This is a genomic window from Cupriavidus basilensis OR16, from assembly GCF_000243095.1.
GTDB lineage: Bacteria > Pseudomonadota > Gammaproteobacteria > Burkholderiales > Burkholderiaceae > Cupriavidus > Cupriavidus basilensis_D.
The window spans coordinates 1-22251 of sequence record NZ_AHJE01000052.1 but is presented as its reverse complement, the minus strand read 5'-3'; the positions used below and the strand labels follow the sequence as shown (position 1 = coordinate 22251).

Annotated in this window: 17 protein-coding genes and 4 pseudogenes; 10 read left to right on the top strand and 11 right to left on the bottom strand. The window is 67.5% G+C overall.

The genetic code is table 11. The features are described 5' to 3' along the window. The first annotated feature begins 218 nt into the window (after positions 1–218). The 3 genes and pseudogenes from OR16_RS19750 (at position 219) to OR16_RS19740 (ending at position 4381) form a co-directional block, all read left to right on the top strand. A complete protein-coding gene (locus OR16_RS19750; RefSeq protein WP_192816442.1) occupies positions 219–1817 on the top strand; it encodes a PLP-dependent aminotransferase family protein in 1599 nt (532 codons plus the stop codon). 109 nt (positions 1818–1926) lie between these two features. After that, complete coding sequence (locus OR16_RS19745) at positions 1927–2784, top strand: alpha/beta fold hydrolase (RefSeq protein WP_202801091.1); 858 nt, start codon at positions 1927–1929, stop codon at positions 2782–2784. Between the two features lie 153 nt (positions 2785–2937). Beyond that, positions 2938–4381: pseudogene (locus OR16_RS19740) on the top strand (FAD-binding oxidoreductase). 39 nt (positions 4382–4420) lie between these two features. Here OR16_RS19740 and OR16_RS19735 read toward each other — a convergent pair. The 4 genes and pseudogenes from OR16_RS19735 to OR16_RS19720 form a co-directional block, all read right to left on the bottom strand. Next, complete coding sequence (locus OR16_RS19735) at positions 4421–4735, bottom strand: HigA family addiction module antitoxin (RefSeq protein ID WP_006159716.1); 315 nt, start codon at positions 4733–4735, stop codon at positions 4421–4423. A gap of 12 nt (positions 4736–4747) precedes the next feature. Next, positions 4748–5026, bottom strand: a complete 279-nt coding sequence (locus tag OR16_RS19730) for a type II toxin-antitoxin system RelE/ParE family toxin (RefSeq protein ID WP_006159715.1) — start codon at positions 5024–5026, stop codon at positions 4748–4750. Positions 5027–5080: 54 nt separating this feature from the next. After that, positions 5081–5869, bottom strand: a complete 789-nt coding sequence (eutC, locus tag OR16_RS19725) for an ethanolamine ammonia-lyase subunit EutC (protein ID WP_006159714.1) — start codon at positions 5867–5869, stop codon at positions 5081–5083. 47 nt (positions 5870–5916) lie between these two features. Further along, a pseudogene (locus tag OR16_RS19720) lies at positions 5917–7299 on the bottom strand (ethanolamine ammonia-lyase subunit EutB). A gap of 181 nt (positions 7300–7480) precedes the next feature. Here OR16_RS19720 and OR16_RS19715 point away from each other — a divergent pair. Next, the gene (locus OR16_RS19715) at positions 7481–8518 is read left to right on the top strand and encodes an AI-2E family transporter (protein ID WP_006159713.1); all 1038 of its coding nucleotides are present in this window, start codon (positions 7481–7483) and stop codon (positions 8516–8518) included. Positions 8519–8567: 49 nt separating this feature from the next. On the opposite strand, the gene OR16_RS19710 is transcribed toward OR16_RS19715, so the two are convergent. Continuing rightward, positions 8568–9164, bottom strand: a complete 597-nt coding sequence (locus OR16_RS19710; protein WP_006159712.1) for a FadR/GntR family transcriptional regulator — start codon at positions 9162–9164, stop codon at positions 8568–8570. 48 nt (positions 9165–9212) lie between these two features. Between OR16_RS19710 and OR16_RS19705 the strand changes: the two genes are divergently transcribed. From OR16_RS19705 to OR16_RS19690, 4 genes and pseudogenes are all read left to right on the top strand, one after another. Further along, positions 9213–9929, top strand: a complete 717-nt coding sequence (locus OR16_RS19705; RefSeq protein ID WP_006159711.1) for a (Fe-S)-binding protein — start codon at positions 9213–9215, stop codon at positions 9927–9929. Then, positions 9926–10638 (top strand): annotated as a pseudogene (locus tag OR16_RS19700) (LutC/YkgG family protein). The gene OR16_RS19705 and the pseudogene OR16_RS19700 overlap by 4 nt, the downstream one beginning before the upstream one ends. After that, positions 10635–12104 (top strand): LutB/LldF family L-lactate oxidation iron-sulfur protein, encoded by a 1470-nt coding sequence (locus OR16_RS19695; protein WP_006159709.1) that lies wholly within the window; start codon positions 10635–10637, stop codon positions 12102–12104. Before OR16_RS19700 ends, OR16_RS19695 begins: the two are co-directional and overlap by 4 nt. 277 nt (positions 12105–12381) lie before the next feature. Then, positions 12382–14112 carry a lactate permease LctP family transporter gene (locus OR16_RS19690; RefSeq protein ID WP_006159708.1) on the top strand — a complete coding sequence of 577 codons (1731 nt, stop codon included), beginning with the start codon at positions 12382–12384 and terminating at the stop codon, positions 14110–14112. Positions 14113–14131: 19 nt separating this feature from the next. Here the strand turns inward: OR16_RS19690 and OR16_RS19685 are convergent, their stop codons facing one another. From OR16_RS19685 to OR16_RS19670, 4 genes are all read right to left on the bottom strand, one after another. After that, positions 14132–15283, bottom strand: coding sequence for a CaiB/BaiF CoA transferase family protein (locus OR16_RS19685; protein ID WP_006159707.1), 1152 nt, complete (start codon positions 15281–15283; stop codon positions 14132–14134). A gap of 54 nt (positions 15284–15337) precedes the next feature. Beyond that, on the bottom strand, positions 15338–15793 hold the full coding sequence (locus tag OR16_RS19680; protein ID WP_043420387.1) for a PaaI family thioesterase: 456 nt from the start codon (positions 15791–15793) through the stop codon (positions 15338–15340). Positions 15794–15972: 179 nt separating this feature from the next. Then, positions 15973–16953, bottom strand: a complete 981-nt coding sequence (locus OR16_RS19675) for a Bug family tripartite tricarboxylate transporter substrate binding protein (protein ID WP_006159705.1) — start codon at positions 16951–16953, stop codon at positions 15973–15975. A gap of 118 nt (positions 16954–17071) precedes the next feature. Next, complete coding sequence (locus tag OR16_RS19670; protein WP_006159704.1) at positions 17072–18811, bottom strand: acyl-CoA dehydrogenase family protein; 1740 nt, start codon at positions 18809–18811, stop codon at positions 17072–17074. On the opposite strand from OR16_RS19670, the pseudogene OR16_RS19665 reads away from it, so the two are divergent. Further along, a pseudogene (locus OR16_RS19665) lies at positions 18805–19593 on the top strand (LysR substrate-binding domain-containing protein); the annotation flags it as partial. The gene OR16_RS19670 and the pseudogene OR16_RS19665 overlap by 7 nt on opposite strands. 265 nt (positions 19594–19858) lie before the next feature. Here the strand turns inward: OR16_RS19665 and OR16_RS19660 are convergent. After that, positions 19859–20158, bottom strand: a complete 300-nt coding sequence (locus tag OR16_RS19660) for an antibiotic biosynthesis monooxygenase family protein (protein ID WP_006159702.1) — start codon at positions 20156–20158, stop codon at positions 19859–19861. A 248-nt stretch (positions 20159–20406) separates the two neighbouring features. On the opposite strand from OR16_RS19660, the gene OR16_RS19655 reads away from it, so the two are divergent. Further along, positions 20407–21027 (top strand): nicotinate-nucleotide diphosphorylase, encoded by a 621-nt coding sequence (locus tag OR16_RS19655; RefSeq protein ID WP_006159701.1) that lies wholly within the window; start codon positions 20407–20409, stop codon positions 21025–21027. Between the two features lie 134 nt (positions 21028–21161). Here OR16_RS19655 and OR16_RS19650 read toward each other — a convergent pair whose 3' ends face one another. After that, positions 21162–21707: a MarR family winged helix-turn-helix transcriptional regulator gene (locus tag OR16_RS19650; protein WP_006159700.1), complete on the bottom strand. Its 546-nt coding sequence runs from the start codon at positions 21705–21707 to the stop codon at positions 21162–21164. Between the last annotated feature and the right edge of the window lie 544 nt (positions 21708–22251).

The window sequence follows — 22251 nt, the reverse complement described above, 5'->3', positions numbered from 1 at the left end:
GCATCGGTGCAAAGCGCGGGGGTGTCGCTGGGACGCTGCATAAGTGGCTCCACTGGCTCTCCGGTGCGCGTGCCTGGAACGTGCCCGGAGGGGGGCGAATCGGCCTGATCGGCAAAACGTCGTCGAGAAAAACGACGATCGAAACAAGATGTGTCGAAACTTAGCCGATCATTGGTACCATACATAGATCCATATTTTTATTTTCACGCGGGGCCACTTTGAAAGAGACGATTTTGTCGGAGCTGCTGTTGCAGCGTCTGGAGCGGCCCGTGGATGGTGCGGCGGATAAGAATGGCGGGCATATGAACCGCCAGCTCTACGAGATCATTCGCCAGGAAATCCTTGCTGGGTCTTTGGTTGCGGGTACCAAGCTGCCTGCTTCACGGCTGCTTGCGAAGGAGATAGGGGTTTCCCGCAATACCGTGCTCTATGCATTTGAGCAGTTGCTGGCGGAGGGCTACGTCACAGCGGCGAGCGGAAGTGGCACCTTCGTGTCGCATAGTTTTCCCGACCATAGTGCATTGCACAACTTCAGAGCGAAAAGTGGCACCATGCCAGTGCTCGCCGCGCAGCAAAATCCAAACCGCTTCACACTGTCACGGCGCGGACAGCATCTGGTGTCGCATTCCGGTGCGTCGGATCGCCAATGGGGTGCCTTCGTCTCGGGCGTGCCCGACGTTTCGCTGTTTCCACATGCGGTCTGGGCGCGGCTGCTGAACAAGCACTGGCGCGCGCCCAAGCCCGAGCTACTGACGTATGCGCACAACGGTGGCTACCTGCCGCTGCGCCGCGTGCTGGCGGAACACCTGCGGCTGGTGCGCTCGGTGCGCTGCGAACCCGAGCAGATCATCCTGACCACCGGCATCCACCAGGCCATCGACCTGATCGCCCGGTTGCTCGGCGACGTCGGCGACAAGGCCTGGATGGAAGACCCGGGCTACTGGGGCACGCGCAGCTTGTTGAACAGCGCCGGCATCGAGACCATCCCGGTGCCGGTGGATAGCGAGGGCCTGGCCCCGGACGCAGCCACGCTGCAGAACCCGCCGCGCTTTATCTTCGCCACACCGTCCCACCAGTATCCGCTCGGCATGGTGATGAGCTTGTCGCGCCGGCGCATGCTGCTGGAGTACGCGCGCCAGCGTGGCGCGTGGATCGTGGAGGACGACTACGACAGCGAATTCCGCTTCGAGGGCCGGCCGCTCGCCTCACTGCAAGGCTTGGACGAGCACGATCGCGTGATCTACATGGGCACGTTTTCCAAGACGCTGTTCCCCGGCCTGCGCATGGGCTTCATGGTGCTGCCCAAGCCGCTGGCGCCGCATTTCGCAACCGGGCTGTCGGAGCTCTTCCGCGAGGGTCAGCTGATGCAGCAAGCGGTGCTGGCCGACTTTATCGAGGAAGGCCACTACGCCACGCATATCCGCCGCGTGCGCCAGCGCTACGCGCAGCGCCAGGGATTGCTGCGCGAGGCCATCGCCACGCGCCTGGGCGCACAGTGGCCCACCTCCACGCATGAGGCCGGGCTGCACATGGTGATCCACCTGCCGCCGGGTGCCGACGATCTCGGCATCAGCATGGCGGCGCGTACCCAAGGCTTGTCGACGCGGCCGCTGTCGCGCTATTTCGCGGACCCCGCGCGGGCGACCCAGCAGGGCTTGCTGCTGGGGTATGCCTGCGTGCCGGACGACGAGATCGCGCCGGCCTTCCACAAACTGGCGGAGGTGATCGAACCCGCGCTGGAGCATCTGGCGCGCACGCAGGCGCCGCGCCGCACGCCGGTGGCGGGGATCAACCGGGAGGCCTGGAGCGGTGCCTGAGTGTGTCGATGCAAGTGCGGGCACAATAGCCGCCAACCCTACCTGGAGCTGCTGACATGACCGTCGACCAAGACTACGCGCTGTTCGATGCAGGCACCGTGACGCTGCAATCCGGCCAGGCCTTCCCCGGCATGCAGCTGGCCTACAATACTTCGTCATCATCCCGAACCTGTTCGGCAACGGCCTGTCGTCGTCGCCGTCGAATGCCGCGGCACGGTTCGCGCCGGGCGCCTACCCCGGCGTCACCTACCACGACGCCGTGGCGGTGCAGCGCAGGCTGCTGCAGGACGTGTTCGGCATCGAGAGGATCGCGCTGGTGTACGGCTGGTCGATGGGCGGCATGCAGGCCTACCACTGGGGCGCCTGCCATGCGGACATGGTCGAGCGGATCGCCGTGGTCTGCGGCAGCGCGCGTTGCTCTGCATTCAACCAGGTCTTTCTTGAAGGCGTCAGGGCCGCGCTCACTGCCGATCCGGCGTTCAAGGACGGCCGCTTCACGCAGGCGCCGCGCGCGGGGTACCGCGCCATGGGCCGCGTGTACGCCGGCTGGGCGCTATCGCATGCGTTCTATCGCGACGAGCTGTGGCGGCAAGCGGGCTTTGCCTCGCTGGAGGATTTCCTGGCGAAGACCTGGGACGTCAACTTCTCGCGCCGTGACGCCAACGACCTGCTGGCGCAACTGTGGACTTGGCAGAACGGCGATATCAGCCGCTGCGGCGCCTTCCGCGGCGACCTGGACCGCGCGCTGGCGGCGATCAGGGCGCACGTGCTGCTGATGCCGGGCCAGACTGATGCCTACTTCCAGGCGCAGGACAACGCTGCGGAAATCGGCAAGCTGAGCGGCGCCCGTTCCGCCACGCTGCGGCCGATTCCCTCGGACTATGGGCATCGCGCGGGGAATCCGCACAACATTCCCGCCGATCGCGCCTTCCTGGCCGAGGCGATTGCGGCGTTCATGGCGGCATGAGCCCGGCCGGGTTACGGCTGGATTGCGGCCCGGGCGTGGCGATGGCGCTATCGCCGCCGGCCCGATTGGCCCTTATCCCCGCGCCCATCCTTCCGTAGCATAAGCCCCCGTCTCGTTCTCATCTCCTCCACATCTCCTTCACACGCACCGCATATGGCAAGCCCCGCTCCCCACCCCGACCCGTCCTCCGCCCTGCTTACGGAACTTGCCGCGCTGCCAGACGCGGCCGGCCTGCAAACGGGCGACGCCATCGAGACCCGCTTTCGCAAGGACTGGTATGCGCCGCTCGGCGCGGTGCCGCCGCTGGCGGTAGTGCGTCCGCGCAATACGGTAGAAGTGGCCGCCGTGCTGGCGCTATGCCATCGGCTGCATCAGCCCGTGGTGCCGCAAGGCGGGCTGACCGGCCTGGCCGGCGCCGCCACGCCCGAGGGCGGCGAGGTGGTGCTTTCGCTGGAGCGCATGCACGGCGTGGAAGAGATCGACGCGCAGGCCGGCACCATGACCGTGATGGCCGGCACCACGCTGCAGGCGGCGCAGGAAGCCGCGCGCGCGGCCGGCTGGCTGCTGGCGGTGGACCGTGGGGGGTGGACCTGGGGCGCGCGGCAGCTGCCAGATCGGCGGCAATATCGCCACCAACGCGGGCGGCAACCGCGTGATCCGCTACGGCATGATGCGCGACCAGGTGCTGGGGCTGGAAGCGGTGCTGGCCGATGGCACGGTGGTGTCGTCGCTCAACAAGATGCAAAAGAACAATGCCGGCTACGACGTGCGCCAGCTCTTTATCGGCAGCGAAGGCACGCTGGGCGTGATCACCCGCGCCGTGCTGCGGCTGGCACCGCTGCCCTGCGCCACGCAGACGGCGCTGTGCGCGCTCGACACCTACGATGACGTGGTGCGCCTGCTGCGCCATGCGCAGCGCAAGCTCTCCGGCCGCCTATCGGCCTTCGAGGTCATGTGGGCGGATTTCTACGGGCTGGTGACGACGCGCGTGCCAGGCGTGCGCGCGCCGCTGCGCGCCGGCCATCCTTTCTACGTGCTGCTCGACCTGCAGGGCAACGACGGCGCGCAGGACACGCCGGTCTTCGAAGGCATGCTGGAATCCGCGATGGAAGCCGGCCTGATCCAGGATGCGGCGGTCGCATCCAGCCACAAGGAAGCGCAGAGCTTCTGGCAACTGCGCGACGCGGTGGCCGAATTCCCGGTGATGTGGTCGCCCAATGCGGCCTATGACGTCAGCCTGCCGATCGGCCGCATCGGCGAATTCGCCGAAACGCTGCGCGCCCGCCTCCTGGCGGTGTGGCCGCATGCCGAGCCGGTCAACTTCGGCCACGTGGGCGACAGCAACCTGCACGTCAGCGTGTACCTCCCCGGCGCCACCGACCAGGACTTCCCCGAGCACGAGATCTCCGACGTGATGTACGGCGTGGTGCAGGAATTCAGAGGCAGCGTCTCCGCCGAGCACGGCATCGGCTTTCACAAGAAGCCCTACCTGCACTGCTCCCGCACGCCGGAGGAGCTGGCGCTGATGCGCCTGCTCAAGCGCTCGCTGGATCCGCACAACATCCTGAGCCCGGGGCGGGTGTTTGATCTTGCGTGAGCACGGTAAAAAGCCCGCCTGAAAGGCGGGCGGATGTCATCAAGCAGCTTCCCGGTCGCGTGGCGCGATCTGGGCAGCAATGTCCTTGCCGTGTTCGCGCTGGGCCACTTTCAGGTCATAAAGCTGCTGCAGGTTGAGCCAGGACTCGGCGTCGCCGCCAAAGTAGCGAGCCAGCCGCATGGCGGTGTCCGGCGTAACGCCCCGGCGCTCGCGCACGATGTCGTTGATGCGAGCCGCGGTGACATGCAGCGCCACGGCGAGCGCATTGGCGCTCATGCCAAGCGGGTTGAGAAACTCCTCGCGGAGGATTTCGCCGGGATGGACCGGTCGCATACCATTCTGGAAGCGGGCCATGGTGATCTCCTTTCAGTGATAGTCCACGATCTCGACGGCCTGCGGGCCGTCCGCCGTCCAAACGAAGCACACTCGCCACCGATCGTTGATGCGAATGCTGTGCTGCCCTTTGCGGTCGCCTCCCAGCACTTCAAGCCGGTTGCCAGGCGGGGACCGCAGGAAGTCGAGCGAGGCAGCAACGGCAAGCATCTCCAGCTTGCGTTCTGCCGCTGCCCTGATGTTGGCGAATCGCGCAACGCGCCGGCCTGAGAACAATGCTGCAGTGTCTTCGCATTTGAACGACTGGATCATGGTGGAATTATATATCGTTTACCGATAAACGAGTAAGACATCCGCGATAGCCAGTCAGTTCCCCGGCTGTCCTGCCTGCGCCGATGGCTCCGGCAACACCCCATGCTCGCTATCGTCCTTTAAATCCACGCCACTGTGCCCGAGCGCCAGCGCGCCGCGCAGCAGGAAGGCCAGCTTGGCCGCGGCCTGCGCATAAGACAGCCCTTCGGGACGCACGTTGGAGACGCAGTTGCGCTCGGCGTCGGTGCGGCCTGGGCGAGGGTCGTGCGTCAGGTAGATGCCGAGGCTGTCGGGCGAGCTCAGCCCGGGGCGCTCGCCGATCAGCATCACCACCTGGCGCGCGCCGAGAAGCAGCGCGGCTTCGTCACCCAGTGCCACGCGGGCCTGCTCGGCCACCACCACGGGACCGATGCGCCAGCCTGGCAGGCGCTCGCGCGCGGCCAGCAGCAATGGCACGCCGTGGCGCTGCGCCGCCAGGGCGGACAGGCCGTCGGCCACCACGAAGACGACGTCGGGCGGCTCGGCCGGGCGCGCCTGCGCCAGCCGCGCCCGGCTGGCGTCGTCGAGCTGGCGGCCAAGGTCCGGGCGGCGCAGGTAGTGCTGCCGATCCTGTGCGGCGCTGTGCGCGGCCACGGTGTCGAAGCCGGCATCGCGCAATGCCTGTTCAATGGCTGCGCGCGCCAGCGGCGCATGCACCGCGTCGCGCGCCTGGGCATGCGCCAGGCCGAACGCGAGCACGGATTGGGTCGTCTGGCTGTTGCCGCAGCGGCCCAGTGCAATGCGCGCCACGGTGAACTGCCGCAGGCGCTGCCAGGGGTTGTCGTGGATCAGCTTCTGGCTCATGACGCAGGCCTCATGCGTGTGGGAAAACGTTGGCTGGCCATGGCACGTTAGAGCCCGTGCGCGAGTTGCAGCAGCGGCTGGCGCTCGGCCAGCTCCAGCGGGCGGCCATCCGCGCCGAGGATGCCCATGCGCTGCAGCCAGTCCTCGAACTCGGGCGCGGGGCGCAGGCCCAGCGTGTCGCGCAGGTAGAGCGCATCGTGGAACGAGGTGCTCTGGTAGTTCAGCATGATGTCGTCGGCGCCGGGCACGCCCATGATGAAGTTGATGCCGGCCACGCCGAACAGCGTCAGCAGCGTGTCCATATCGTCCTGGTCAGCCTCGGCGTGGTTGGTGTAGCAGACATCGCAGCCCATCGGCACGCCGAGCAGCTTGCCGCAGAAATGGTCTTCCAGCCCGGCGCGGATGATCTGCTTGCCATCGTACAGGTACTCGGGGCCGATAAAGCCCACCACGGTATTGACCAGCAGCGGCGAGAACTCGCGCGCCACCGCATAGGCGCGCGCCTCCATGGTCTGCTGGTCCACGCCGTGGTGCGCGTTGGCCGACAGCGCGCTGCCCTGCCCGGTCTCGAAATTACATCACGTTGTTGCCCACGTGCCGCGCGCCAGGCCTTGCGCGGCGTCATGCGCGTCGCGCAGCAGCGCCAGGCTGATGCCAAAGCCGGCGTTGGCACGCTCGCTGCCGGCCACCGACTGGAACACCAGGTCCACCGGCGCGCCCTGCTCGATGGCGCGCAACGTGTTGGTGACGTGGGTCAGCACGCAGGACTGGGTGGGCACATCGAAGCGGCAGCGCAGGTCGTCGACCAGGCGCAGCAGCGTGACGATGGCGCCGAGGTTGTCGGTGGCGGGGTTGATGCCGATGGTGGCATCGCCGCAGCCGTAGAGCAGGCCGTCGATCATGGAGGCGGCGATGCCGCGGGCATCGTCGGTGGGATGGTTGGGCTGCAGCCGTACCGAGAGCCGGCCGGACAGGCCGATGGTGTTGCGAAAGCACGTGACCACGCGGCACTTGCGCGCCACCGCGATCAGGTCCTGGTTGCGCATCAGTTTGCTCACCGCGGCCGCCATCTCGGGCGTGATGCCCGGCGCCACGCGCGCCAGCGTCGCCGTGTCGGTCTCGTGCAGCAGCAGCCAGTTGCGCAGGTCGCCCACGGTGAAGGACGCGATCTCGCGAAAAGCCGGGGCGTCATGGCGGTCGATGATCAGGCGCGTGACTTCGTCGGCCTCGTAGGGCACCAGCGCCTCGGCCAGGAAGTGCGCCAGCGGCACCTCGGCCAGCGCCATGCGCGCGGCCATCCGCTCCTCCTCGCTGGCAGCCGCCAGCCCGGCCAGGTAGTCGCCCGAGCGCGCCGGGCTGGCCTTGGCCAGCAGGGTCTTGAGATCGGCGAAGAGGTGCCGCCGCGAGGCTACGGTGTGGGCAAAGGTCATGGGATCTGTCTCGGTCAGATGGCGGGCCCGCGAACAGCCCGATCATAGCAACCGCGGGCGCGCATTGTCGCCCCTTGGGCGCTTGCCTTCGCCTTCCGCCCATCGGACAATCGAGCGCCGTACAATGCACAGACGCCCGGCCGTCCACCAGACGGCGCGGCCCCTCAATGCAGGAGACTTGATGAATCAACCCGATCCGCCACGCATACCCCGCTTGCCGGATGCAAAGTGGTTCAATGTCACGACTGCCGCCTATATCCTGACCGCCCTGGCGCTCTGGATGGTGATGCAGGCCAATCTGGTGGCGGCGCTCATGGCGGGCCTGCTGCTGTACTCGCTGGTGGACGTGCTGGCGCCCAAGCTGGCGCGCCTGCACCAGCGCCACGACGCCCTGGCGGTGGCGATTCTCTCCGCCGTCACCTTGCTGGGACTCACACTCGGGGGCTGGGCAGTGGTGCGCTTCGTCAGCGGCGACGGCAACACGCTGGACACCCTGCTGATCCGCACCGCCGACATCATCGACAAGTCCCGCGCCCAGTTACCGGTCTGGGTCAGCGACGCGCTGCCGCGCGGCGTGGATGAGCTGGCCAACGCCCTCATTGCCTGGCTGCGCGAGCACGCACAGATGGCGCAGAAGTTCGGCACCGAAGTGCTGCGCAGCCTCGCGCATATCCTGATCGGCCTGGTGATCGGCGCGATGGTCGCGCTGTACCGCGCCATCTCCAAGCCCAACCGCCGGCCGCTGGCCTCGGCGCTGGTGGAACGCGCCCGCAACCTGCAACTGGCGTTCTCGCAGTTCATCTTCGCCCAGGTGCAGATCTCGCTGATCAACACCGTGCTCACCGCGATCTACCTGCTGGTGGTGCTGCCGCTGTTTGGCGTGCACCTGCCGCTGGCCAAGACACTGGTCGCCCTCACCTTCCTGGTCGGGCTGCTGCCGGTACTGGGCAACCTGGTGTCGAACACGGGCATCGTGGTGGTCTCGCTATCGATCTCACTGCCCATGGCGATCGCCTCGCTGTTCTACCTGGTGGTGATCCACAAGTTCGAGTACTTCCTGAACGCGCGCATCATCGGCGCGCGCATCAATGCCGCGGCCTGGGAACTGCTCACGGTGATGCTGCTGATGGAGTCGCTGTATGGCGTCGCCGGCGTGATTGCCGGGCCGATCTACTACGCTTATCTCAAGCGCGAGCTGTCGGACAAGGGCCTGATCTGACGCTTGGCGTCACCGGTAGGACCAATTCCCGCCGATCCGGCGCCCGCCTTCAGGCGCTGGCCCCCTCGCCTGGCTGCTCCACCCGGCTGCGCACAAAGTCGATATGCGTCTGCATGGCGGTGCGCGCCTCCTCCGGCCGGCGCGCACAGATGGCCTCGCACAGCGTGCGGTGCTGCAGCAGCAATAGCGCGGAGGCGTCCTCGTCCTGCACCCGCAGGCCCGTGCCGTTGATGGTGATGTGCTCGCGCAGCATGCCAATGACGCTGGTATGCAGGTGCAGGAAGGCGGCATCCGCGCGCATCGCGGCAAAGTAAGCGGTAGCGCCCTCCAGCACCCGGCGAAACTCCAGGATATCGTCGCGCAGCACCGGATGGTCCGCCACCAACTGGCGCCATGGCGAGGCAAAGCCGGTGCGCAACTGCTCGGTGACGAACACGCCGGCGCCCTGCCGGCTTTGCAGCAAGCCCCGCGCCGCCAGCCGCTGGGTGGCCTCGCGCACGGTGTTGCGCGCCACGCCATATTGCCCGGCCAGGAGCCGCTCCGCGGGCAGGCGGGCGCCAGCCGGCCAGGTGCCGTCCAGCATCGCCGTTTCCAGTTTCCGCATGACCTCTTCCACGCGCCCGCGCGCCTGCCTGCCCGCCGCCATCCTCTTGCTCCGGAATCATGGCGCGCGCCCAATCGGTCCAACTGGTCCGTGCCGCAAGCCGGCCTGGACGCCGTGCGGCTGCTGGAGCGAGAGGGCCTGACCGTGCACTTCCCGCGTGGACAGAGCTGCTGCGGACAGCCTGCCTACAGCAGCGGCAACCCCGAACAGGCCCGCACGGTGGCGCTGGCCCAGCTCGACCTCTTCGCCGAGCCGTGGCCGGTGATCGTGCCCTCGGGCTCGTGCGCCGGGATGATGCGGCACCACTGGCCGCAGCTGTTTGCGCAGGATCCGGTAGCGGGCCCCAAGGCCGCCCTGCTGGCCGAGCGCGTGTACGAGCTGAGCGAATTCCTGCTGCATGTGCTGAAAGTCCGCTTCGATGTCAGCGGCGCGGCCGGCCAGCCACCCGAGACCGTCGTGCTGCACACCTCCTGCGCGGCGCGTCGAGAAATGGGTACGCGCAACCATGGCGTGGCCCTGGTCGATGCGCTGCCCGGCGTCACCCGTGCCGAGCATCAGCGCGAATCCGAATGCTGCGGCTTTGGCGGCACCTTCTCGCTCAAGCATCCCGACATCTCCGGTGCCATGGTGCAGGACAAGATCGCCTCGGCCTGCGCCACCGGCTGCGACCGGCTGGTCAGCGCCGACTGCGGCTGCCTGCTCAATATCGGGCACGCGGCCAGCCACCAGGGCGCGCCGCTGCCGGTCGAGCACCTCGCCACCTTCCTGTGGCGGCGTACCGGCGGTGCCGCCAAGGAGCGAGCATGAGCGCACTGAACGCCCGCGAGCGCATGCTGGGCCGGCTGCGGGCGGCCGCACCCGCTACCGCCACCGATGCCAGCCAGCTGGATGCGCGTATCGACGCGCACTACGACGCCCGCCGCGAGGCGGCCTCCCCCGGCGAACTGGCGCAGGCCATGCAGGCTGCGTTGGGCGCCTCGCACGCGCTGGCCTGGTGCGCCAGCGCCGAGGCCTGGCCCGCGCAACTTGCGGGCAGGCTCGCTGCCGCCGGCGTGCGCCGCCTGCTGCTGGACCCCACCGCTGCGCAAGGCGCCGCGCTGATGCGCGCCTTGCCCGCCAGCGTGGCGCCGCTGTCTTACGAGCGCCCCATCGAAGCGTGGAAGGCGGAGCTCTTCGACACCGTGGACGCGGGCTTCACCGTGGCGCGCTCCGGCATTGCCGCCACCGGCACGCTAGTGCTGGCGCCCGACGCGCCGACGCGCAAACGCCGCGCACGGTCTCGCTGGTGCCGCCGCTGCATATCGCGCTGGTGTACGCGCAGACGCTGCATCCGGACCTGCATTGCGCCGCGCGCGCCGAGCGCTGGAGCGCGGGCATGCCGACCAACCTGGTGCTGGTATCCGGCCCATCCAAGACCTCGGACATCCAGCAAACGCTGGCCTACGGCGCGCATGGCCCGCGCGAGCTGTGGGTCATCATCGTGACCGGCAGCGCCGGCGCGGGAGCCGCGCAATGAGTACGCCAACGACCGCCCAGGCCGACGCCAAACCCCTGCACTTCGTGCCCGCCGCGGACTTCAAGGCGCGCTCGCGCGCGGCACTGGACGACCCCAAGCTGCGCAGCAGCTTCCGCGGCGCCATGGACTTCCTGCAAGCCAAGCGCGCCGTGCAGTTCCCCGACGGCGATGAGCTGGAGCAGTTGCGCGACCTGGGCGAAGCGATCCGCCAGCACGCGCTGTCGCAACTGCCGGACCTGCTGGTGCAGCTGGAGGACAAGCTCACCGCGGCCGGCGTGCAGGTGCACTGGGCCGAGACCGCGGACCAGGCCAATGCCATCGTGCACGGCATCGCCCAGGCCCGCCAGGCAAGCCGCGTGATCAAGGGCAAGTCGATGGCCAGTGAGGAAATCGAGCTGAACCATTACCTGGCCGAGCGCGGCGTCGACTGCATCGAGTCCGACATGGGCGAGTACATCGTGCAGCTCGCCGGCGAGAAGCCGTCGCACATCGTGATGCCGGCCATCCACAAGACGCGCGGCGATATTGCCGAGCTGTTCGCGCAGCACATCCCGGGCACGCCCTATACCGAGGACGTGGACGAGCTGATCCAGACTGGCCGGCGCGCGCTGCGCCAGGCGTTCGTCGATGCCGACATCGGCTTGTCAGGCGTGAACTTTGCCGCCGCGGACACCGGCACGCTGTGGCTGGTAGAGAACGAAGGCAACGGCCGCCTGTCCACCACCGTGCCCGATGTGCACATCGCCATCATGGGCATGGAAAAGGTGGTGGCCAGGCTCGAGCACATCGTACCGCTGGCCAGCCTGCTGACGCGCTCGGCCACCGGGCAGGCCATCACCACCTACTTCAATCTGATCTCCGGCCCGCGCCGCGCGGGCGAGCGCGACGGTCCGCGCGAGGTGCACCTGGTGCTGCTGGATAACGGCCGCAGCCAGGCCTATGCCGACGAGCAACTGCGCGCCACGCTGCAGTGCATCCGCTGCGGCGCGTGCATGAACCATTGCCCGGTGTACACGCGCATCGGCGGCCATGCCTACGGCACCACCTACCCCGGGCCGATCGGCAAGATCATCTCGCCACACCTGCTCGGGCTCGATGCCACGGCCGACCTCGCCACCGCCTCCAGCCTGTGCGGCGCCTGCGGCGAAGTGTGCCCCGTGCGTATCCCGATTCCGCAACTGCTGATCCGCCTGCGCACCGAATCCAACCGCGATCCCCACGAACAGGTTGCGCATCCGCTGCGCGGCCAGGGCGCCAGGTTCAGCCGCGGCGAGCACCTGGTCTGGCGCTTCTGGAGCGGCGCGTTCGCGCATCCGCTGACCTACCGGCTGTTCCGCTGGGCCGCCACGCGGCTGCGGGTGCTGACGCCAAAACGCCAGCTCGGGTGGACCCGGCACCGCGCGCCGCTGACGCCGGCGCCGCGCAGCCTGTCTGACCTGCTGCGCGAGCGTGGACAGGCGGAGTAGGCGGCATCAGGAACAAACCCGACGAAAGCGCGCTGATTTCATGTGTAGGCCCGCCCGCGGGCGCACACCCAGCGCGATGCGAAGCGAGCCGTGGGTGGTGAAACTGCCTTTGACTTTAAGGTTTTAAGCCCTTGACCTTGCAGTCAGGCAGTCAGGCAGCTGCGGAAAATATCGAGAAAGCCCCAGGCCAACAAAAACCGGACAACTAAGAACAAGCGCAAGCACCAAATCGCCCCAAAGCAAATTCATCCAAACGCATCAACGGAGGAGACCCACCGTGCAACCCTGGACCCAGACCTACACACCGCTAGGCAGCCTATGGCTGTCCGCGCTCGCGGCCGCGCTGCCTATCCTGTTTTTCTTCCTCGCGCTGGCGGTGCTGCGCATGAAGGGCCACGTGGCCGCCGCCATCACGCTGCTACTGGCCATTGGCGTGGCCATCTTCGCCTACGGCATGCCGGTGCCGCAGGCGCTCGCCGCCGCGGGCTTCGGCTTTGCCTACGGCCTGTGGCCGATCGCATGGATCATCGTGACCGCGGTGTTCCTCTACAAGATCGTGGTGAAGACCGGGCAGTTCGACATCATCCGCGCATCCGTGCTGGCCATCACAGATGACCAGCGCCTGCAGATGCTGCTGATCGGCTTTGCCTTCGGCGCCTTCCTGGAAGGCGCGGCGGGCTTCGGCGCGCCGGTGGCCATCACCGCGGCGCTGCTGGTGGGCCTGGGCTTCAACCCGCTCTACGCGGCGGGCCTGTGCCTGATCGCCAATACCGCGCCGGTGGCCTTCGGCGCCATGGGCATTCCCATCATCGTGGCGGGCCAGGTGACCGGCATCGATGCCATGCACATCGGCGCGATGGCCGGCCGGCAATTGCCGCTGCTGTCGCTCGCGGTGCCGTTCTGGCTGGTGTTCATCATGGACGGCAAGCGCGGCGTGAAAGAGACGTGGCCGGCGGCGCTGGTGACCGGCGCGAGCTTTTCGGTGACGCAGTATTTCACGTCGAACCATATCGGGCCGGAGCTGCCGGACATCACGTCGGCGCTGGTCAGCCTGGTGTCGCTGACACTGTTCCTGAAGGTGTGGCAGCCCAAGAGCGCAAGCCAGCGGGCTGGCGGCGCGATAAAGGCCGGCGGCGGTGCGGTGGCACTGGCGCGCATGGGCGGCGCTCTGGCCAGCAATGCGGGCGGCCTCGGCAACGGTGCGGGCGACAACCGCCGTGCCTCGCCCTACACCGTGGCGCAGACCGTGCGCGCGTGGGCGCCGTTCGGCATCCTCACCGCCATCGTCACGGTGTGGAGCCTGCAGCCGTTCAAGGCGCTGTTTGCCGGCACCGGCGCGCTGGCCGGGTGGGTGCTGAAGTTCCATGTGCCGGCGCTGGACCAGCTGGTGATCAAGACCGCGCCGATCGTGGCGCAGCCCAAGGCCTACGAGGCCGTGCTCAAGCTCGACCTGGTATCGGCGGTGGGCACCGCCATCCTGCTGACCGCGCTGATCTCCGCCGTGCTGCTGCGCATGAAGCCACGCGATGCGCTGGCCACCTTCGGCCAGACGCTGATGGAGCTGCGCCGCCCGATCCTGTCGATCGGGCTGGTGCTGGGCTTCGCCTTTGTCGCCAACTACTCGGGCATGTCGTCGACGCTGGCGCTGCTGCTGGCCGGCACGGGCGCGGCGTTTCCGTTCTTCTCGCCCTTCCTGGGCTGGCTGGGCGTGTTCCTGACCGGCTCGGATACGTCGTCCAATGCGCTGTTCTGCTCGCTGCAGAGCACCACCGCGCACCAGATCGACGTGTCCGACACGCTACTGGTGGCGGCCAACACCACCGGCGGGGTGACCGGCAAGATGATCTCGCCGCAATCCATCGCGGTGGCCTGCGCGGCCACCGGGCTGGTCGGCAAGGAATCCGAGCTGTTCCGCTTTACCGTGAAGCACAGCCTGCTGTTCGCGGTGATCGTGGGCATCATCACCATGCTGCAGGCTTACGTCTTCACGGGGATGATTCCCCACTAAGCGGGCACGACGCCCAAGCTCACGCGCCGTCGTTGGCGGCGTCGCGCGGCAGGAACTGGTCGCCCTCGGCCAGCGGCGCGTAACGGTAGGTGGCGGGCGTGCGGCTGAGCTTGACGGGCGAACCCAGGCCCTTGTAGCCATCCGCCATCTCCACCACCATCTCGCGGTGGATGGTATGCGGATGCTGCAAGGCGTCTGCCACCGACAGGACCGGCGCGCACGGCACGCCGGCGGCCACCAGCGTATCGGCCAGCACCTTGCCTTCCAGCTTGCCCATGCGCGCTTCCAGCTCCACCTTGAGCGCGGCACGGTTGACCGAGCGCGCACCGGCGGTGGCATAGCGCACATCGTCGGCAAACCCCGGCATGTCCAGGTGCTCGCACAGGATGCGGAACTGGCGATCGTTGCCGACCGCGAGAAAGACCGGGTCGGTAGCTGTGGCGACGGTGTCGTACGGATAGATGTTCGGGTGCGCGTTGCCGGTGCGGGTCGGCTCCTTGCCGCTCATGAACCAGTTGGCCGCGTGCGGATGCAGCAGCGACAGGCCCGAGTCGTACAGCGCCGCCTCGACGAACTGGCCACGCCCGCTGCGCTCGCGCTCCTGCAACGCCAGCAACACGCCCAGCGCGGCATTCAGCCCCGTAACCATGTCCACCACCGGCAAGCCCACGCGCAGCGCGTCGCCGCCGGCTTCACCGTTGATGCTCATGATGCCCGCCATGGCCTGGATGGCCGCGTCGTAGCCGGGCAAGCCACCCAGCGGGCCATCGGCGCCAAAGCCGGAAACCCGGCAGTGCACCAGGCGCGGGAAGCGCGCCGACAGCGTGTCGAACCCCAACCCCCATTTTTCCAGCGTGCCGGTCTTGAAGTTCTCGACCAGCACGTCGGCGTCCGCCAGCAGGGCGAGCAGCACCTCGCGGTCGGCATCGGCGGTCAGGTCCAGGCGCATCACGCGCTTGTTGCGGTTCAGGCCGAAGTAGTACGAGGCCACGCCGTCCTTGAACGGCGGGCCCCAGGTGCGGGTGTCGTCGCCCTGGGGCGGCTCGATCTTCAGCACGTCGGCGCCATGGTCGCCAAGGATCTGGCCACAGAACGGGCCACCCAGGATGCGGGAGAGATCGACCACGCGGATGCCGGCGAGCGCGCCGGGCGATACAGGGAGTTTGCTCATGAGAAGGGTTCCGTAACTGCGGCGATGAAGGGGCGACGAACGGCGTGGGTTGGCTCAGGCGGCCGGCGCGGGCGTGCGATCCAGCAGCTTGAAGGTGCCGGTGGCCAGCGCCAGCAGCTCGCCCTGCGCGTCGCGGATCTCGCCGCGAGCGAAGCACAGGGAGCGGCCGCGCCGCTCGCACCAGGCGGTGGCGGTCAGCTCGCCGCGCCCGGGCGCGGTGAAATGCACCGACAGGTCGATCGTGGCCACGCCAAAACGGCGCGGATCGTGGCCGCGCGCGGCGCAGGACAGCGCGCAATCGAGCAGCGTAGCCAGTGCGCCACCGTGCACGTCGCCGCGGCTGTTGGTGTGGTCCGGATGGTAGGCCATGCTCACGCACGCCTCTTTGGCGTTGATGTGCACGCCGGTCAGCCCGAACACGCGGGCCATGGGCATCGGCAGGGCAAACAGCAGGCCCGGGGCTTCACCGGCAAATTCGTTGACAGATGCGGGCGGGGAGAGATCGGTCATGGACGGCACATGGTAGGTTGGGGCAGCATGCAGGCAAAGCGGGCACCGCGATGGCGCGATGCCCACGAATTCGCCCTCCTGCCGCCGGGTGCATTTGACTGCACGCAGGTTCGCAAACGTCGATACTACCGCCGAACCGGCCATGATTCATAGCCTCGCCTGGCGGGCGTGCCCCTGGATCAGTCCAGCTGGGCGCCCGATTTCTGCACCACGCCGCGCCATTTGGTCACCTCTGCCTTGACGAAGCTGCCGAGCTGCTCGGGCGAAGTCGAAGGCGGCAGTTCCAGGCCTTGCGCCTGCAGGGTCTTGCGCACTTCGGGCTGTTGCAGCGCGTCGGCGAAGGCGTGGTTGAGCTTGGCGATGACCGCCGGCGGCGTGCCGGCCGGCGCGACCACGCCGAAGAACACCGAGACGTCGAAGCCGGGCACGCCCTGCTCGGCCACGGTGGGCACATCGGGCAGCGCCTGCGAACGGGTCTTGGTGGTTACGCCCAGCACGCGGAACTTGCCGCTCTTGATAAAGGGCAGCGCGGTCAGCACGTCGGTGAAGCTCATGCTCACCTGGCCGCCGAGCAGGTCGTTGAGCGCGGGGCCGGTGCCCTTGTAGGGAATGTGCCGGAAGTCCGTACCGGCCAGGTTGTTGAACAGCACGCCGGCCAAGTGCGACGACGCGCCATTGCCGGACGAGGCATAGGTCAGCTTGCCCGGGTTGGCCTTGCCATAGGCAATCAGCTCACCGACGGTCTTGGCGGGCACCGAGGGGTTCACCACCAGCACGTTGGGCAGCTGGCCGATCTGGATGATCGGCGCGAAGCTCTTGACCGGGTCGTAGTTGATCTTGCGGTACAGGCTGACGTTGATCGCCAGCGGGGCCGAGGTGCCGAACATCAGCGTATAGCCGTCCGGCTCCGCGCGCGCCACGGCTTCGGCGCCGATATTGCCGCCGGCGCCGGCCCGGTTTTCCACCACCACGGTCTGCCCCAGGCTGCCCTTGAGCGCCGACGCCAGGGTGCGCGCCATCACGTCGGTGGGACCGCCGGGCGGGTAGGTCACGATCATCATGATGGGCTTGGATGGATAATCCTTCTGCGCCAGCGCGGGGGCGATGCCCACGCAAAGGGTGCAGGCGGCGACAGCGGCGAGGCGTTGCCAGAGGGTCATGGTTGTCTCCTGATATTGGTCTATTAGGTCAATGCCCACCCGGCGCTTGGCACCGTGGTGGAGTGTGCGGCGCCGGTTTCTGGCGGCGCCGCGGGGGCGGTTTCATGCCCTTGCGGAATCAGAACAGGTTGACCTGCTCCACGGCCGTGGCGGCGTGGGCCGCGCCATCCGCCGGCGGCGCAGTGGGGTCAAGGGTGTCGGCCAGCCAGTCGGGCTCGGCCTGGCCCGCCAGCGGATCCTGCGGCAGCACGCGATGCAGCAGCACCAGCTGGGCCAGGCGCATGCGGCGCACGGAACCGATGCGGCCCGCTTCCCAGGCCATGGCGGCCGCGCTGGTCACGTGGTACAGCCCGGATGCGGCCTGGCGCGCCAGCACGTCGCCATCGGCGCCGGCTTCGGCGGCGCGGGCGGCCAGCGTGGTGGCACGCGCGATCGCGGTGGTGAAGGCGCCGCGTGCGCCGGCATGCATCGGCGTGGCCTGCAGCAAGCCGGCCAGGTGGGCCTCGAGCACGGGCAGCGCGCCTTCGCGGCGGATCGCGCGCAGCACGTCAAGGGCAACGATATTGCTGGTGCCCTCCCAGATCGAGCCAAGATGCGCGTCGCGCACCAGGCGCGGGTCGCTCCATTCTTCGATATAGCCGCAGCCGCCGCGCATTTCCATGGCGTCGCCGGTGACCTTGCGGGCATCGCGGCAGGCGCGGAACTTGATCAGCGGCGTCAGCACGCGCATCAGCGGATAGGCATCGGCCTCGCCGGCGTCGGCGCGGCGCAGTGCCTCGGCCGTCTGGAACACCATGGTGCGGGCCTGCTCGGTGGGCAGCGCGAGCTTGAGCAGCTGGCGGCGCATCAGCGGCATGTCCAGCAGGCGCTTGCCGAAGGCGCGGCGCTCGCGCGCGATGAACTGGCCCTCCGACAAGGCGCGGCGCATCAGGCCGGCAGCGCGTACGCCATTGGACAGGCGCGAGTTGTTGATCATGTCGGCCATCTGCACGAAGCCCCGGCCCAGCTCGCCCACCAGGTAGGCATGCGCGCCTTCCAGGCGGATCTCGCCGCTGGCCATGGAGCGCGTGCCAAGCTTGTCTTTCAGCCGGATGATGCGGTAGTGGTTGGCGCTGCCATCGGCCAGCGTGCGCGGCAGCAGGAACAGCGACACGCCCTTGATGCCGGGCGCGGCCTCGCCGTTTTCGTCCTCGACGCGGGCCAGTACCATCGCCAGCGCCGCGTCCGGGTTGGAACAGAACCACTTGTCGCCCGACAGGCGCCAGCCGCCCTCAGCCTGCGCATCGCGCGCGGCGCGGGTGGTGGTGGCAGCCACGTCGGAGCCTGCGCCCTGCTCGGTCATGAACATGGCACCCTGGTACAGGTCCTCGAAGACCTGCGTGGTGAGGTTGGGCAAGAAGCGCTCGACCACCGCCGGATCGCCGAACTTGCGCAAGGTGCGGGTCAGCGAATCCGTCATCGACAGCGGGCAGCACAGGCCGAACTCGGCCTGCACGAACAGGTAGGTCAGCGCGTACTTGGCCGCGGCCGGCATCGGCTTGTCCCAGCCCAGCACACCGCCACGGTGCGACGCCGCCGCCAGGCCGAACTCGGAGAATGCGACCCGCTCGAGTTCCACATAGGCCGGATGCTTCTCGATGTGCTGCGCGTCGACGCCCGTGCGGGTGCGGTACGACAGCGTGGGCTTGTTCTGGTCGGCGGTATGCGCCAGCGTGTCCAGCACGCCGCCAGCCAGCGCGCCCATGCGATCGAGGTGGGGCAGCAGGTGGGCGAACAGGTCGGGCGGGAGGTAGAGCGGCAGTAGCGCACGCAGGTCCGGGTCGCTGGCAAACAGGTTGACGCCATGCTGGTCCGGCACCGGATGATATCCAGCAGCTGGAAGCCTCGGTGGGCGCCCGCCTGTTCGAGCGCGACAGCCGCGGCGTGCGCCTGACCGCCGCCGGCCGGGCCTTCCGGGAGTCCGCCAGCGCGCTGCTGGCCCAGGCCGAAGAGGCCCGCCTGCTGGCCCGCGAGATCGAGGCCGGCGCCGTCGGGCGGCTGCGCATCGGCTTCGTCGGCTCCATGCTGTACCGCGGCCTGCCCCAGCGCCTGCGCGAGTTCCAGGCCAGCTACCCCGGCATCCAGGTGGCGCTGACGGAACTCAACTCACAGGAACAGATCGACGCGCTGCTGCATGAAGGGCTCGATGCCGGCTTCATCCACACCAACCGCGTACCCGACGAACTGGCCACGGTGCTGGTCCATAGCGAGCCTTTCCTGTGCTGCGTGCCGCAGGATCATCCCCTGGCGCGACAGGCCAGCGTGGCGCTCGGCGAGTTGCGCGGCGAGCCCTTCGTGCTGTTCTCCAGGAAAGCCTCGCCCGACTACTACAACCGCATCTTCGAGATGTGCGCGGCACAGGGCTTCTATCCGCAGATCCGGCATGAGGTGCGGCACTGGCTCTCGGTGGTGTCCCTGGTGTCGCAAGGCACCGGCGTGGCGGTGGTGCCGGCGGCGCTGCAGAGGTCGGCAATGGCCGGAGCGGTGTTTTTGCCGCTGGCGCAGGCGACGGTGCCGTCAGAGGTGTATTGCGTCTGGAAGGCAGGAACGGACGAGCCGGCGCGCGACCGCTTCCTGGAGACGATGCGGGATGAGAAATAGGGGGCGAGGCAGGAAGGGCGCCGGGCTTTCCCGGCTCACCCCAGAATGGGGCGGGCGCCTGCGGCGGCGCAGCGCACTCAGGGTAAATACTTAGATTACAAAGAAAATGCCACCTGCTTTACCGGCAGGTGGCACGTCAAATACGCGTGGAACGGGGTGTTCAGCGTGCAGCCAGCTTACCCGCTGCGCTTTCCCCCACCAATAACGCAATTGCGTTATTCGGGCCCCTACCCAAGCGGGGAAGGGTTGCCCCGCCAATCCGGATTCAGAACCCCTCGACCGCCACGCTGACATGGCCCACATCGGGCGCGGCGGCGAAATAGTCGCCAACCAGCTGGCGCCATTCGGCGAAGTCCGCGGATTCGCGGAAATCCACCATGTGGTTCTCGACCGTTTCCCACTTGACCTCAAGCGTGAAGTGCGAGGGATTTTCGATCGACCTGAGCAGCCGCATGGCGTGGCAGCCGCGGGCACGCTTGAAGAGCGGGGCCGCCTTGGCGACCGCCGCCGCGAATTCCGACTCCGTGCCCGGTTTGATCTGGAACTGCGCAATTTCGAGAATCATGTCTTGTGCTCCGTATGTGCGTGTCAGGAAGGCCGGGGCCTGGCCCGGTCATGTGTCAACGTGCATTTTATGACAGGCCGGCACATTGCACGTCGCCGTGAAATTATTCTTAGATGTCGAACTTTACTTGACACAGCCACGGCAAGTGCTAGGATTGTCGTACGTACTTCGATATCTAAGCATTTCGTGTATTGACGTAAAGACCGCGACACCAACCCACCGGCACCCCCGGAACCCTGGAGCCAAGCATGTACGACCAATTTGCAACCGACAAGCTGATTGACCTGTGGCTGACCGAAGACATCGGCGCCTGCGACCTGACGGTCCACACCATGATCGAGAAGGGCGAGACGGGTTCGTTCTATATGAATGCGCGCGAGCCGATGCTGATCGCCTGCGTGGACGTGGCCGCCCGCGTGTTNTCCCGCTACGATCCGTCGCTGCATGTGGACGTACGTGTCAACGATGGCGACAAGGTCGCCAAGGGCGCCATCCTGATCGCTGTGAGCGGCTCGGCGCGCAGCGTGCTGACCGCTATCGCCGTGTGCGGCAGCATCGCCGCCGCCGTCGCGCGCGCGCGCCGGCAACTGCCCGTGCTGACCAAGCTGGAAGTGGAGTGCGACCGGCTGGACCAGGTGCATGAAGCCCTGAAGGCGGGCGTCGACGTGATCATGCTGGACAACATGTCCGTGCCCGACATGCGCGAAGCCGTTGCCATCGTCAACGGGCGCACCAAGGTGGAGGCGTCCGGCGGCATCAACCTGGAGACCATCCGCCCCGTCGCCGAGACCGGCGTTGACTACATCTCCACCAGCAAGATCACCCAGTCCGCGCCGGCCGTGGATATCGGGCTGGACGATGCGGTGTGAACCGGCAGTGTGAAGAGGCGGTGTAAAGATACCGTGTGAGCGGGAGTCACGCCTTCCCGCCACTTTGACGCGCGCCTGGCTGCGGCCTCGCGCGCTTTTTTTACGCTGCGCTTACCACCAGCGCCGGCGCTGGCTCAAAGATCCGCCAGCAGCCGCCCCAGCTCGCGCGTCGACGGCACGCGCCGTGCCGTGCCCTGCGCCTCTGCCTCGTCCTTCGCCAGGTTGCGGTTGATGGCAATCAGCACCTTGCGCGCAATCGCGACTTCCTCGGCCGAGACCCCCTCCACGCTGATCTCGTTGACCTCCTCGGCCAGCGGCACCAGCTTGCGCTTGAGGGCGCGGCCGGTCTTGGTCAGGAACACATGGACATTCTTCTTGTTGCCTGGCAGATGGGTGCGCTCGATATAGCCCAGCGCCTCCAGCGCCTTGACCGCCGCGAACGTGGTCGGCTCCGTGACGCCCGCCAGGTCGCTCAGCTCGCGCTGCGACAAACCGTCGTGATCCCAGAGGATCCGCAGGATGGTCCAGTGCCCATAGGAGACCGTGTGTTCGGCCAGGCGCATCTGCAGGGCGCGGATATACGCCCGGGCAGCGTCCTTCACCATATGCGCCAGGCGCTCGTTGGCGATGTCGCCTGGCTGGGCGGGCGGCTGCGTTTCAGTCAGTTTTGAAGTGGCCATAAGACGGTGTGGGAGTCCTTGTCGGCGCCGGCCATGCCCGCGCCCGATGATGGAAAACATGATAACGCGTTAGCAAAGCGCGTCCAAATGTAGTGCTCACTACATCAGTGCGAACTTGCGCCAGGACGATGCAGCAGCGCACCTGCAGAGGGATTTCCCTGCTAGACATTGCTGGAATCGCCGCCACAGGCCGCGGATACGGCCCTTCCCGGCGATGGCCTGACTCTTGCATATTCTTAGATGTCGAACTTATCTTGACAAGGTTTCATCCGGTGCTAGCATTGTCTCTGTACTTCGATATCTAATAATATTGCCTGAGGACGTGCGAGGCACAGTCGACGAAATGGGACCAAGAGAAAGAAGAGGATGTCCATGAAAAACCCCGAGACCTGGAACGACACATGCACAAGCAGCCTGGAAGCGTCCAGTTATCTGAATCGCGCCGGGCCATCGGCGTTGGCGGCGGTCTCCATCACGCCGGGTAGGCCCATGCAGGATGCCGGCACCTTCTTCCTCGTGGTTGGTCCTAGCGGCGCGGGCAAGG

Coding starts and splice junctions, on each gene's coding strand:
- OR16_RS19680 (WP_043420387.1), bottom strand. CDS start 15,793: ATGACCGATCTCTCCCCGCCCGCATCTGTCAACGAATTTGCCGGTGAA.
- OR16_RS19710 (WP_006159712.1), bottom strand. CDS start 9,164: ATGGCGGCGGGCAGGCAGGCGCGCGGGCGCGTGGAAGAGGTCATGCGG.
- OR16_RS19695 (WP_006159709.1), top strand. CDS start 10,635: ATGAGTACGCCAACGACCGCCCAGGCCGACGCCAAACCCCTGCACTTC.
- OR16_RS19660 (WP_006159702.1), bottom strand. CDS start 20,158: ATGATTCTCGAAATTGCGCAGTTCCAGATCAAACCGGGCACGGAGTCG.
- OR16_RS19685 (WP_006159707.1), bottom strand. CDS start 15,283: ATGAGCAAACTCCCTGTATCGCCCGGCGCGCTCGCCGGCATCCGCGTG.
- OR16_RS19735 (WP_006159716.1), bottom strand. CDS start 4,735: ATGGCCCGCTTCCAGAATGGTATGCGACCGGTCCATCCCGGCGAAATC.
- OR16_RS19675 (WP_006159705.1), bottom strand. CDS start 16,953: ATGACCCTCTGGCAACGCCTCGCCGCTGTCGCCGCCTGCACCCTTTGC.
- eutC (WP_006159714.1), bottom strand. CDS start 5,869: ATGAGCCAGAAGCTGATCCACGACAACCCCTGGCAGCGCCTGCGGCAG.
- OR16_RS19715 (WP_006159713.1), top strand. CDS start 7,481: ATGAATCAACCCGATCCGCCACGCATACCCCGCTTGCCGGATGCAAAG.
- OR16_RS19730 (WP_006159715.1), bottom strand. CDS start 5,026: ATGATCCAGTCGTTCAAATGCGAAGACACTGCAGCATTGTTCTCAGGC.
- OR16_RS19650 (WP_006159700.1), bottom strand. CDS start 21,707: ATGGCCACTTCAAAACTGACTGAAACGCAGCCGCCCGCCCAGCCAGGC.